The 13,474-nt window shown below is 43.1% G+C and carries 7 protein-coding genes, 8 tRNA genes and 3 rRNA genes; all 18 read left to right on the top strand.

The features are described from left to right. Positions 1–398 precede the first annotated feature (398 nt). The gene (hslO, locus tag GZH82_RS12820) at positions 399–1,283 is read left to right on the top strand and encodes an Hsp33 family molecular chaperone HslO (RefSeq protein WP_162682799.1); all 885 of its coding nucleotides are present in this window, start codon (positions 399–401) and stop codon (positions 1,281–1,283) included. A gap of 552 nt (positions 1,284–1,835) precedes the next feature. Then, positions 1,836–2,765 (top strand): cysteine synthase A, encoded by a 930-nt coding sequence (gene cysK, locus GZH82_RS12815; protein WP_026066942.1) that lies wholly within the window; start codon positions 1,836–1,838, stop codon positions 2,763–2,765. 232 nt (positions 2,766–2,997) lie between these two features. Further along, a complete protein-coding gene (gene folP / locus GZH82_RS12810; RefSeq protein WP_162682798.1) occupies positions 2,998–3,789 on the top strand; it encodes a dihydropteroate synthase in 792 nt (263 codons plus the stop codon). Next, a complete protein-coding gene (folB, locus tag GZH82_RS12805) occupies positions 3,779–4,150 on the top strand; it encodes a dihydroneopterin aldolase (protein ID WP_162682797.1) in 372 nt (123 codons plus the stop codon). Before folP ends, folB begins: the two co-directional genes overlap by 11 nt. Continuing rightward, entirely contained in the window at positions 4,143–4,628 is a 486-nt protein-coding gene (folK, locus tag GZH82_RS12800) for a 2-amino-4-hydroxy-6-hydroxymethyldihydropteridine diphosphokinase (protein WP_162682796.1), read from the top strand. The genes folB and folK overlap by 8 nt, the downstream gene beginning before the upstream one ends. 44 nt (positions 4,629–4,672) lie before the next feature. Then, entirely contained in the window at positions 4,673–5,665 is a 993-nt protein-coding gene (dusB, locus tag GZH82_RS12795; RefSeq protein ID WP_162682795.1) for a tRNA dihydrouridine synthase DusB, read from the top strand. 22 nt (positions 5,666–5,687) lie between these two features. Further along, positions 5,688–7,175, top strand: a complete 1,488-nt coding sequence (gene lysS, locus GZH82_RS12790) for a lysine--tRNA ligase (RefSeq protein WP_162682794.1) — start codon at positions 5,688–5,690, stop codon at positions 7,173–7,175. Positions 7,176–7,621: 446 nt separating this feature from the next. After that, positions 7,622–7,736: ribosomal RNA gene (gene rrf, locus GZH82_RS12785) — 5S ribosomal RNA — on the top strand. Positions 7,737–7,745: 9 nt separating this feature from the next. After that, positions 7,746–7,821: transfer RNA gene (locus GZH82_RS12780), tRNA-Val, on the top strand. A gap of 2 nt (positions 7,822–7,823) precedes the next feature. Next, positions 7,824–7,899 (top strand) — tRNA-Thr (locus GZH82_RS12775). A gap of 6 nt (positions 7,900–7,905) precedes the next feature. Beyond that, positions 7,906–7,978: transfer RNA gene (locus tag GZH82_RS12770), tRNA-Lys, on the top strand. Between the two features lie 18 nt (positions 7,979–7,996). Further along, positions 7,997–8,071 (top strand) — tRNA-Gly (locus tag GZH82_RS12765). Between the two features lie 8 nt (positions 8,072–8,079). Then, positions 8,080–8,168: transfer RNA gene (locus tag GZH82_RS12760), tRNA-Leu, on the top strand. 11 nt (positions 8,169–8,179) lie between these two features. Continuing rightward, a tRNA-Arg gene (locus tag GZH82_RS12755) sits at positions 8,180–8,256 on the top strand. A gap of 9 nt (positions 8,257–8,265) precedes the next feature. Then, positions 8,266–8,339: transfer RNA gene (locus tag GZH82_RS12750), tRNA-Pro, on the top strand. 17 nt (positions 8,340–8,356) lie between these two features. After that, a tRNA-Ala gene (locus GZH82_RS12745) sits at positions 8,357–8,432 on the top strand. A 132-nt stretch (positions 8,433–8,564) separates the two neighbouring features. Then, positions 8,565–10,115: ribosomal RNA gene (locus GZH82_RS12740) — 16S ribosomal RNA — on the top strand. 382 nt (positions 10,116–10,497) lie between these two features. Continuing rightward, a 23S ribosomal RNA gene (locus GZH82_RS12735) occupies positions 10,498–13,419 on the top strand. Together the 16S, 23S and 5S rRNA genes with 8 tRNA genes alongside form the textbook arrangement of a ribosomal RNA operon. Positions 13,420–13,474: the final 55 nt, after the last annotated feature.

The raw sequence follows: 13,474 nt of genomic DNA, 5'->3' as shown, positions 1-13,474 counted from the left end.
CACTTTTAAGAAAAGCCCTTTTTATTATTTATGATCGTTCGATGTGACATTGATTCATGACGCTTTTTCAAAATTTCAACGGCATCGTTCAGTGACGTTAAAATCGTAAAAACACGAAGTCATAATGACAATCAAAACTACAAATCGTAGGGAGAGGACAAGTTACTGCACCAATAGCATTAAAATTTTTCCGCCTCTTTTGACAAGTTGGATGTACAAGCATTTTCGTCGTTGATACGTGAAAAAAGTTGTAAAAAGCATTTTAGTTGAGTCGTACGTAACTTCCGCGTATGATAATGCAAAGTAGTGACCATCCAATTAAAACAGTGACGGACCTAGACGACAATCAATCAACAACATATAACACATTACACAAATTTAAGGAGTGATATAGCAAAATGACACATGACTATTTAGTAAAAGCGTTGGCCTTTAACGGAGAAATCCGCGCATATAGCGTAAACGCAACAGAAACAATTCAAGAAGCACAAAAGCGTCATTATACATGGCCAACTGCATCTGCAGCTTTAGGTCGTACAATGACAGCAAGTTTAATGATGGGTGCCATGTTAAAAGGGGACCAAAAATTAACAGTAACGGTAGATGGCGACGGCCCAATCGGTAAAATTATTGCTGATGCAGATGCAAAAGGGAAAGTGAGAGGCTATGTGACGAACCCTCAAACACACTTCCCACTCAATGAACAAGGTAAATTAGATGTGCGTCGTGCGGTCGGAACAACTGGTGCAATCAACGTCGTAAAAGATGTGGGCATGCGTGATTATTACACTGGTAGTAGCCCTATCATTTCAGGTGAACTCGGTGAAGACTTCACATATTATTTTGCCAACAGTGAACAAGTCCCTTCATCAGTCGGTGTCGGTGTACTTGTCAACCCAGATAACTCTATTAAAGCAGCTGGCGGATTTATCCTTCAAGTGATGCCTGGCGCCAAAGATGAAACAATCGATCGTTTAGAAGCAGCGATTAGCACGATGAAACCTGTATCGACATTAATTGATGAAGGTTTAACACCGGAAGAAATGTTAGAAACGATTTTAGGTAAAGAAAATGTGACGATTTTAGAAAGTATGCCGACTGGATTTGAATGTAACTGTAGTCACGATAAATTTTTAAATGCGATTAAAGGTTTAGGTCAAGCCGAAATTGAAGATATGATTGCAAAAGATCGCGGTGCAGAAGCGGAATGTCATTTCTGTCGCTCACGTTATGAATTTTCCGAAGACGAATTGAAAGCGTTACTTGCTGAAATGCCATCTTAAACAAACGTAACAAGCTAGAATAAAAAATTTTTGATAATATTAAATTTTATTTTTCCCTTAATTTGCCCTCATGAATACTAAATCTTGAGGTTGCCGTTATGGATTCGCTTTCCCAGGGACTTGTCTTAACTAGCCAATACATTATTATATTGTTATATTATAAGAAGGATTGACGGTTTTTTAACTGTTTCTAATCCTTGGGGAATTCCATCCATTTTGGCAATTTTACATTGATAATAGTGGAGCATGAGGGCCAGTTTTTAGTATTATGAAAACAATTCAATATATTTATAGTTTCACGTGTAGTGTATTGATGTCTAATTAAGTAACATTTAAATCACTTCATTTCTTCTAAGTCCTCAATGATATAGAATTGAGTGTGCGAGTCTTTTCAATGATATAGGCTTTATCATCGGTCAATGTTTTGATTAAAAAAACAGTTACGACTCAGAATGTGCTTTTGCTCGCGTACATTTAGTGGTACACTATAGATATCCGATATAATAGCTATGTTTTAACGAGGAAATTAATTAAAAAGTGAGGTTATTGATGATGGTCAGAAAACCAGTGGACAATATTACAGACATTATTGGTCAAACGCCTGTTGTTAAGTTACGTCATCAAGCAGGTGAAGATGCTGCGGACATTTATGTGAAATTAGAATATCAAAATCCAGGCGGTTCTGTGAAAGACCGTATTGCCTTAGCGATGATTGAACAAGCAGAAAAAGAAGGCAAAATTAAGCCGGGTGACACAATTGTCGAGCCTACTTCAGGAAACACAGGTATTGGTTTAGCATTTGTATGTGCAGCAAAAGGTTATAAAGCAGTTTTCACAATGCCTGAAACAATGAGTATGGAACGTCGTAATTTATTAAAAGCTTACGGTGCAGAACTCGTATTGACACCAGGTGCAGAAGCAATGAAAGGCGCTATTAAAAAAGCAAAAGAACTTAAAGAGACACATGGTTATTTTGAACCACAACAATTCGAAAACCCAGCTAACCCCAAAGTGCATGAATTAACAACAGGTCCAGAACTTGTAGAACAATTTGAAGGCCGTACAATCGACGCCTTTTTAGCAGGTGTAGGTACGGGTGGTACATTGTCAGGTGCTGGTAAAGTGTTAAAAGAAAAATACCCAGACATTCAAATCGTTGCCATTGAACCTGAAGACTCACCAGTATTAAGTGGTGGTGAGCCAGGTCCTCATAAATTACAAGGTTTAGGTGCGGGCTTCGTGCCAGGTACGTTAAACACAGAGATTTATGATGAAATTATTAAAGTTGGTAACGAAGTGGCGATGGAAACATCTCGTCGTGTCGCTAAAGAAGAAGGTATTTTAGGCGGTATTTCTTCAGGTGCGGCAATTTATGCAGCGATTCAAAAAGCGAAAGAATTAGGTAAAGGTAAGACAGTCGTAACGGTATTGCCAAGTAATGGTGAACGTTACCTTTCTACACCACTTTATAATTTTGAATAATAGATAGCAGGAAGTCGAAAGTAGGATTGTATACATGCAGTCCTACTTTTTTATTGCATTTTGGCGATGTGGCTGTAGAAAATGGTTAGCATCACTCAACTGTCAAATACATACATCATTTTGCTTTGAAGACGATAGTTGACATTATATGAAAGCTTAAGAAATTTGTTATAATATATCTATTCTAAGGTGGATGTGAATGGTTGAATGAGACGGAAAGGAAGATCGTAACATGCCACAAACACAAATTATGGGTATTTTAAATGTCACACCGGATTCGTTTTCAGATGGTGGACGCTTTAATGAAGTTGATCGGGCGGTTGAACATGCTACAAAGATGGTCGAACAAGGCGCACATATCATTGATGTAGGAGGTGTATCCACACGTCCAGGTCACGAGGAAGTCACAGTGGAGGAAGAACTCGCACGTGTCATTCCAGTCGTTGAAGCTTTACAACATTTGGACGTAACCATTTCAGTCGATACATTTCGAAGTGAAGTTGCGGAAGCTGCACTTGAAGCGGGCGCCACAATGATTAATGATCAGTGGGCAGGGCTCTATGATACACGCATGTTTCAAGTGGTTGCAAAATATGATGCAGAACTCATTTTAATGCACAATGGTGATGGGAAGCGAGACGTACCAGTCATGGACGAAATGCTCGTCATGTTATTAAAGCAAGCGAATAAAGCTGTGCTCGCAGGGATTAATCGCGAACGTATTTGGCTTGATCCGGGTATTGGATTTGCGAAAACGCGTGAAGAGGAGCAAGAAGTGATGTCGCGGTTAGACGAACTTGTGGCAACAGGTTATAAAGTCTTGTTAGCGACGAGTCGAAAACGTTTGATTAAATTTTTGCTCGGTGGCGACAATCAAGTTGATGAACGCGATGAAGCGACGGCAGCCACGACAGCTTACGGTATTATGAAAGGTGTACATGGCGTCCGCGTACATAACGTTTTAATGAATGCACGCCTTGCCAAAACGATGGATGCGTTGAAAGGATATGAAGATGGAAGATAAAATATTTTTACAAGGACTTGAATTTTATGCGTATCATGGCGCGCTCCCTGCAGAAAATGAAATCGGTCAAATTTTTACCGTTGATGTTGAAATGAAAGTGGATTTAAGTGTAGCAGGTACATCTGATCGCGTGGAAGATACCGTGCATTACGGCGAAGTATATGAAGACATTAAAGTCATTATGCATGATTCCGCTGTGCAATTAATTGAACATCTTGCGGAACGTATTGCATTACGTATAAATTCACACTATAATCGTGTAATGGAAACGAAAGTTAGAATCACTAAAAAAAATCCACCTATTCCTGGTTATTATCAAGGTGTCGGTGTAGAAATTGTGAGGGTGAATAACCATGATTGATGCGTATTTAGGTTTAGGTAGTAACATGGGTGACCGAGAAGCACAATTAAAAGCGGCGATTGATTTATTAGATGCCCATGACAAGATTAATGTTGTCGCGATTTCATCTATTTATGAAACGAAGCCTGTCGGATATACAGAACAACCTGACTTTTTGAATTTATGCTTACACATTCAAACACAGCTTTCTGCACAAGACTTGTTAAAGGTCGCTTTAGAAACTGAGGCAGAATTACATCGTGTACGTAAAGTGCGATGGGGCCCGCGTACAATAGATATTGACATTTTATTGTACGGCGACGAAATCATTGAAGAGGATGATTTAACGGTGCCGCATCCGCGTATGACTGAACGTGCTTTTGTGATGGTTCCGTTAAATGATATTGCTTCCAATGTAATCGAACCGCATTCGGGCCAAAAAATTCAACAGATCGTACCTAATGATGATACAGTAGTAAAATATAAAGAAATATTGTGATGGATTTTGGTGATTGACTTTGAATATATTGGAGGAAATTTGAAATGTGGAAAATTGGAGACGTTGAAATTGAAAACAGAGTCGTTCTCGCACCTATGGCGGGTGTGTGTAACTCAGCGTTTCGACTCACTGTAAAAGAATTCGGTGCCGGATTGGTATGTGCAGAAATGGTGAGCGATAAAGCGATTTTGTTTAACAATCCAAAAACGATGAAAATGTTATACATCGATGAAAATGAACGTCCATTATCGTTACAAATTTTTGGTGGTGAAAAAGAAACATTAGTTGAAGCTGCTGAATATGTAGATAAAAATACAACAGCTGACATTATTGATATTAATATGGGCTGTCCAGTATCAAAAATTATCAAATGTGAAGCGGGTGCACGTTGGTTGTTAGATCCGAACAAAATTTATGAAATGGTGTCGGCGGTAACAGAACGTGTGAGTAAACCTGTGACATGTAAAATGCGTATCGGCTGGGATGAGGACCATATCTTCGCAGTTGAAAATGCAAAAGCTGCTGAACGTGCTGGTGCTGCGGCGATTTCGCTACATGGTCGCACACGTGTTCAAATGTACGAAGGCAAGGCGGATTGGGATATTATTCGTCAAGTGAAAGAAGCGGTTAATATTCCTGTCATCGGTAATGGTGACGTCACGAGTCCAGAGCTTGCTGAAAAAATGCTTAAAGAAACAGGCGTGGATGCAGTCATGATTGGACGAGAAGCATTAGGCAATCCATGGATGATTTACCGTACGGTGCATTATTTAGAAACAGGCAAATTAATTGATGAGCCTCAAATCGCTGAAAAAATTGAGATTGCTTTATTACACTTGAATCGTCTCGTAGATTTAAAAGGTGAAAAAGTGGGCGTTATGGAAATGCGCAAACACGCGTCATGGTACCTTAAAGGTGTCAGAGGCAATGGTAAAGCGCGTAAAGCATTAAACCAGGCGGAAACATTAGCCGAAATGACTATGATTTTAACAGAATTCCGTGATGAACAAATGGAAAAACAAAAAATAGAGGCATAAGAAGCGAAAAGGAGAGGTAAGCATGACAGAAGAATTGAATGACCAAATGCAGGTCCGTCGACAAAAATTACAAGAATTAAGAGATTTAGGGATTGATCCATTCGGTGAGAAATTTGAGCGTACGGGAACTGCGGAAACGTTAAAAGCACAATGGGATCAATATGCTAAAGAAGAACTTGCTGAAAAAGAATCGGAAAGTCATACGGTGATTGCAGGTCGTATCATGACAAAACGTGGTAAAGGTAAAGCAGGATTTGCGCACATTCAAGATTTATCAGGTCAAATTCAAATTTATGTACGTAAAGACCAAGTTGGTGACGCACAATTTGATATTTGGAATACTGCAGACTTAGGTGATATTGTCGGCGTTGAAGGTATTATGTTTAAAACGAATACTGGTGAATTATCAGTAAAAGCAAAGTCATTCAAACTTTTATCTAAAGCGTTACGCCCATTACCAGACAAACATCACGGTTTACAAGATATTGAACAACGTTACCGTCAACGTTATCTTGACTTAATTACAAACGAAGAAAGCACACAAACGTTTATTAATCGTAGCCGTATTCTTCAAGAAATGCGTAATTACCTTAATGAAAAAGGCTTTTTAGAAGTAGAAACGCCAATGATGCATCAAATCGCAGGAGGTGCTGCAGCGAAACCATTTGTGACACACCACAATGCATTAGATGCAACACTTTACATGCGTATTGCGATTGAACTTCACCTTAAACGTTTAATCGTGGGTGGCTTGGAGAAAGTATATGAGATCGGACGCGTATTCCGTAACGAAGGTGTTTCTACACGCCATAACCCAGAATTTACAATGATTGAATTGTATGAAGCGTATGCAGACTACAAAGATATTATGTCATTAACTGAAGAGTTAGTTGCACACATCGCACGTCGCGTATTAGGCACAACCTCAGTTCAATACGGTGATGAAACAATTAATTTAGAACCACAGTGGCGTAGATTACACATGGTTGATGCTGTTAAAGAAGCGACAGGTGTAGACTTTTATGAAGTGAAATCAGACGAAGAAGCACATGAATTAGCGAAAGTGCACGGCATTGAAATAGATGACAATATGAAGTACGGTCATATCTTAAATGAATTTTTCGAACAAAAAGTAGAAGAAACTTTAATTCAACCGACATTTATTTATGGTCATCCAATTGAAATCTCTCCTTTAGCTAAGAAAAATCCTGAAGATCCACGTTTCACCGATCGTTTTGAGTTGTTTATTGTAGGCCGAGAACATGCGAATGCGTTCACAGAATTAAATGACCCTATTGATCAACGTCAACGCTTTGAAGCACAATTAGTAGAAAAAGAACAAGGTAACGACGAAGCGCATGAAATGGATGAAGATTTCATCGAAGCGTTAGAATATGGTATGCCGCCAACAGGTGGATTAGGTATCGGTATTGACCGTCTCGTGATGTTATTAACGAATTCTCCATCTATTCGTGACGTGTTATTATTCCCATATATGCGTCAAAAATAAGATGTATCATAAAACGCTTGTACATTGACTTTTCAGTGTACTGGCGTTTTTTTAGATTTAGTAAAGGTGAATTGAGTGAACATAAGGGGAGTTTGGGGCATTTCATATTGCAATGTGTAAGCGAGAGAATACTATAATGTATGAGAAGGTTAAGTAGTACGATGCATGGAGAGTAGATATGCCGAGACTTTATATGTTTGCCAGATGATGGGGGCTAGAAGCGGTCATGCAAATCATCTTAAATTTATTTTTAAAAAAGACTCAAAAAGTATTGACTTTAAAATGATAATTGAGTATTATATAAAAGTCGTCAAATTGAGTGGCAAACCAAATTTAAAATGTTTGTAAAAAACTTAAACAAAGTGTAAAATTAACTATTGAAAAGTATTTGCAAAACATGTATTATAAAAAGGTAGCCGACAAGCTACTTAATAAAATAATTATTGTCTGGTGACAATGGCAAAGAGGTCACACCTGTTCCCATGCCGAACACAGAAGTTAAGCTCTTTAGCGCCGATGGTAGTCGGACTTACGTTCCGCGAGAGTAGGACGTTGCCAGGCATTACATATGGAGAATTAGCTCAGCTGGGAGAGCATCTGCCTTACAAGCAGAGGGTCGGCGGTTCGATCCCGTCATTCTCCACCATTGCCGGCCTAGCTCAATTGGTAGAGCAACTGACTTGTAATCAGTAGGTTGGGGGTTCAAGTCCTCTGGCCGGCACCATTTTATGAGCCATTAGCTCAGTTGGTAGAGCATCTGACTTTTAATCAGAGGGTCAGAGGTTCGAATCCTCTATGGCTCATCATTCGAATACTATTGAGCAGAAGTAGTTCAGCGGTAGAATACGACCTTGCCAAGGTCGGGGTCGCGGGTTCGAATCCCGTCTTCTGCTCCATTATTTTTGCCGGGGTGGCGGAACTGGCAGACGCACAGGACTTAAAATCCTGCGGTGAGAGATCACCGTACCGGTTCGATTCCGGTCCTCGGCACCATCTTTAATAATGCGCCCGTAGCTCAATTGGATAGAGCGTTTGACTACGGATCAAAAGGTTATGGGTTCGACTCCTATCGGGCGCGCCATTTTAATAACGGGAAGTAGCTCAGCTTGGTAGAGCACTTGGTTTGGGACCAAGGGGTCGCAGGTTCAAATCCTGTCTTCCCGACTTCTGTAAAATAATATGGGGGCTTAGCTCAGCTGGGAGAGCGCCTGCTTTGCACGCAGGAGGTCAGCGGTTCGATCCCGCTAGTCTCCACCATTATATTTTGAAATGAACATTGAAAACTGAATGACAATATGTCAACGTTAATTCCGATAATTTGAGTACTTCAAAAGTACTTTCAAGAGTGATTGACTTAAACAATCAACGAGCTATATCAAGCTTACTTCTTTTATGGAGAGTTTGATCCTGGCTCAGGATGAACGCTGGCGGCGTGCCTAATACATGCAAGTCGAGCGAACAGATGAGGAGCTTGCTCCTTTGATGTTAGCGGCGGACGGGTGAGTAACACGTGGGTAACCTACCTATAAGACTGGAATAACTCCGGGAAACCGGGGCTAATGCCGGATAACATGTTGAACCGCATGGTTCTACAGTGAAAGACGGTCTTGCTGTCACTTATAGATGGACCCGCGCCGTATTAGCTAGTTGGTGGGGTAACGGCCTACCAAGGCGACGATACGTAGCCGACCTGAGAGGGTGATCGGCCACACTGGAACTGAGACACGGTCCAGACTCCTACGGGAGGCAGCAGTAGGGAATCTTCCGCAATGGGCGAAAGCCTGACGGAGCAACGCCGCGTGAGTGATGAAGGTCTTCGGATCGTAAAGCTCTGTTGTTAGGGAAGAACAAATGTGTAAGTAACTGTGCACATCTTGACGGTACCTAACCAGAAAGCCACGGCTAACTACGTGCCAGCAGCCGCGGTAATACGTAGGTGGCAAGCGTTATCCGGAATTATTGGGCGTAAAGCGCGCGTAGGCGGTTTTTTAAGTCTGATGTGAAAGCCCACGGCTCAACCGTGGAGGGTCATTGGAAACTGGAAAACTTGAGTGCAGAAGAGGAAAGTGGAATTCCATGTGTAGCGGTGAAATGCGCAGAGATATGGAGGAACACCAGTGGCGAAGGCGGCTTTCTGGTCTGTAACTGACGCTGATGTGCGAAAGCGTGGGGATCAAACAGGATTAGATACCCTGGTAGTCCACGCCGTAAACGATGAGTGCTAAGTGTTAGGGGGTTTCCGCCCCTTAGTGCTGCAGCTAACGCATTAAGCACTCCGCCTGGGGAGTACGGTCGCAAGACTGAAACTCAAAGGAATTGACGGGGACCCGCACAAGCGGTGGAGCATGTGGTTTAATTCGAAGCAACGCGAAGAACCTTACCAAATCTTGACATCCTTTGACCGCTCTAGAGATAGAGTTTTCCTCTTCGGAGGACAAAGTGACAGGTGGTGCATGGTTGTCGTCAGCTCGTGTCGTGAGATGTTGGGTTAAGTCCCGCAACGAGCGCAACCCTTGAGCTTAGTTGCCATCATTCAGTTGGGCACTCTAAGTTGACTGCCGGTGACAAACCGGAGGAAGGTGGGGATGACGTCAAATCATCATGCCCCTTATGATTTGGGCTACACACGTGCTACAATGGACAATACAAAGGGCAGCAAAACCGCGAGGTCAAGCAAATCCCATAAAGTTGTTCTCAGTTCGGATTGTAGTCTGCAACTCGACTACATGAAGCTGGAATCGCTAGTAATCGTAGATCAGCATGCTACGGTGAATACGTTCCCGGGTCTTGTACACACCGCCCGTCACACCACGAGAGTTTGTAACACCCGAAGCCGGTGGAGTAACCATTTGGAGCTAGCCGTCGAAGGTGGGACAAATGATTGGGGTGAAGTCGTAACAAGGTAGCCGTATCGGAAGGTGCGGCTGGATCACCTCCTTTCTAAGGATAATATACGGAATATCACCATTAGGTGATAAGCGGATTAACGTGACATATTGTATTCAGTTTTGAATGCTCATTTATTTGAGGATTCAGAATGATTTGTACATTGAAAACTAGATAAGTAAGTATAGATTTTACCAAGCAAAACCGAGTGACAAGCGTTTAAAAGCTTGAAACAAAAATTATCGCTAGTCGTCATTTGACGACTCACATAATTAATAACTGGTGATGGTAAGCATCGTATTTTGATTGCACAAACGTTGATGAAAACGCTTGTCAGTCAACGCATTTCTTGATGAGCGCAGTGAAGTTTACTTTTCGTAAATGAACAAGCAAAGAAAGAAATAAGGAAGAATGCGAGCGTTTATCATAACGTTTAGATTAAGTTATTAAGGGCGCACGGTGGATGCCTTGGCACTAGAAGCCGATGAAGGACGTTACTAACGACGATATGCTTTGGGGAGCTGTAAGTAAGCTTTGATCCAGAGATTTCCGAATGGGGAAACCCAGCACGAGTTATGTCGTGTTATCTGCATGTGAATACATAGCATGCAAGAAGGCAGACCCGGAGAACTGAAACATCTTAGTACCCGGAGGAAGAGAAAGAAAAATCGATTCCCTGAGTAGCGGCGAGCGAAACGGGAAGAGCCCAAACCAATAAGCTTGCTTATTGGGGTTGTAGGACACTCTGTACGGAGTTACAAAAGAATTTGTTAGACGAATAACCTGGAAAGGTTAATCATAGAAGGTAATAATCCTGTAGTCGAAAATGAATTCTCTCTTGAGTGGATCCTGAGTACGACGGAGCACGTGAAATTCCGTCGGAATCTGGGAGGACCATCTCCTAAGGCTAAATACTCTCTAGTGACCGATAGTGAACCAGTACCGTGAGGGAAAGGTGAAAAGTACCCCGGAAGGGGAGTGAAAGAGAACTTGAAACCGTGTGCTTACAAGTAGTCAGAGCCCGTTAATGGGTGATGGCGTGCCTTTTGTAGAATGAACCGGCGAGTTACGATCTGATGCAAGGTTAAGCAGAAAATGTGGAGCCGTAGCGAAAGCGAGTCTGAATAGGGCGAATGAGTATTTGGTCGTAGACCCGAAACCAGGTGATCTACCCTTGGTCAGGTTGAAGTTCAGGTAACACTGAATGGAGGACCGAACCGACTTACGTTGAAAAGTGAGCGGATGAACTGAGGGTAGCGGAGAAATTCCAATCGAACTTGGAGATAGCTGGTTCTCTCCGAAATAGCTTTAGGGCTAGCCTCAAGTGATGATTATTGGAGGTAGAGCACTGTTTGGACGAGGGGCCCCTCTCGGGTTACCGAATTCAGACAAACTCCGAATGCCAAATAATTTAACTTGGGAGTCAGAATGTGGGTGATAAGGTCCATATTCGAAAGGGAAACAGCCCAGACCACCAGCTAAGGTCCCAAAATATATGTTAAGTGGAAAAGGATGTGGCGTTGCCCAGACAACTAGGATGTTGGCTTAGAAGCAGCCATCATTTAAAGAGTGCGTAATAGCTCACTAGTCGAGTGACACTGCGCCGAAAATGTACCGGGGCTAAACATATTACCGAAGCTGTGGATTGTCCTTTGGACAATGGTAGGAGAGCGTTCTAAGGGCGTTGAAGCATGATCGCAAGGACATGTGGAGCGCTTAGAAGTGAGAATGCCGGTGTGAGTAGCGAAAGACGGGTGAGAATCCCGTCCACCGATTGACTAAGGTTTCCAGAGGAAGGCTCGTCCGCTCTGGGTTAGTCGGGTCCTAAGCTGAGGCCGACAGGCGTAGGCGATGGATAACAGGTTGATATTCCTGTACCACCATGATTCGTTTTAAGCGATGGGGGGACGCAGTAGGATAGGCGAAGCGTGCTGTTGGAGTGCACGTCCAAGCAGTGAGATTGAGTGTTAGGCAAATCCGGCACTCTTAAGATTGAGCTGTGATGGGGAGAGGAACTTGTTCCTCGAGTCGTTGATTTCACACTGCCGAGAAAAGCCTCTAGCTAGAATAATGGTGCCCGTACCGCAAACCGACACAGGTAGTCAAGATGAGAATTCTAAGGTGAGCGAGCGAACTCTCGTTAAGGAACTCGGCAAAATGACCCCGTAACTTCGGGAGAAGGGGTGCTCTTTGAGGTTCACGCTTCGAAGAGCCGCAGTGAATAGGCCCAAGCGACTGTTTATCAAAAACACAGGTCTCTGCTAAACCGTAAGGTGACGTATAGGGGCTGACGCCTGCCCGGTGCTGGAAGGTTAAGAGGAGTGGTTAGCGCAAGCGAAGCTACGAATCGAAGCCCCAGTAAACGGCGGCCGTAACTATAACGGTCCTAAGGTAGCGAAATTCCTTGTCGGGTAAGTTCCGACCCGCACGAAAGGCGTAACGATTTGGGCACTGTCTCAACGAGAGACTCGGTGAAATCATAGTACCGGTGAAGATGCCGGTTACCCGCGACAGGACGGAAAGACCCCGTGGAGCTTTACTGTAGCCTGATATTGAAATTCGGTACAGTTTGTACAGGATAGGTAGGAGCCTTAGAAGCGTGAGCGCTAGCTTACGTGGAGGCATTGGTGGGATACTACCCTAATTGTATTGGATTTCTAACCCGCAGCACTTATCGTGCTGGGAGACAGTGTCAGGCGGGCAGTTTGACTGGGGCGGTCGCCTCCTAAAGAGTAACGGAGGCGCTCAAAGGTTCCCTCAGAATGGTTGGAAATCATTCATAGAGTGTAAAGGCATAAGGGAGCTTGACTGCGAGACCTACAAGTCGAGCAGGGTCGAAAGACGGACTTAGTGATCCGGTGGTTCCGCATGGAAGGGCCATCGCTCAACGGATAAAAGCTACCCCGGGGATAACAGGCTTATCTCCCCCAAGAGTTCACATCGACGGGGAGGTTTGGCACCTCGATGTCGGCTCATCGCATCCTGGGGCTGTAGTCGGTCCCAAGGGTTGGGCTGTTCGCCCATTAAAGCGGTACGCGAGCTGGGTTCAGAACGTCGTGAGACAGTTCGGTCCCTATCCGTCGTGGGCGTAGGAAATTTGAGAGGAGCTGTCCTTAGTACGAGAGGACCGGGATGGACATACCTCTGGTGTACCAGTTGTCGTGCCAACGGCATAGCTGGGTAGCTATGTATGGACGGGATAAGTGCTGAAAGCATCTAAGCATGAAGCCCCCCTCGAGATGAGATTTCCCAACTTCGGTTATAAGATCCCTCAAAGATGATGAGGTTAATAGGTTCGAGGTGGAAGCGTAGCGATACGTGGAGCTGACGAATACTAATCGATCGAAGACTTAATCAAATAATTGTTCATAAGGTAATGCTTGTGATAAATATACTTACTATCTAGTTTTGAA

It is taken from the genome of Staphylococcus sp. MI 10-1553 (assembly GCF_010365305.1).
In the GTDB taxonomy this organism is placed as follows: Bacteria; Bacillota; Bacilli; order Staphylococcales; family Staphylococcaceae; genus Staphylococcus.
This window is presented reverse-complemented; position numbering and strand designations above follow the sequence as displayed.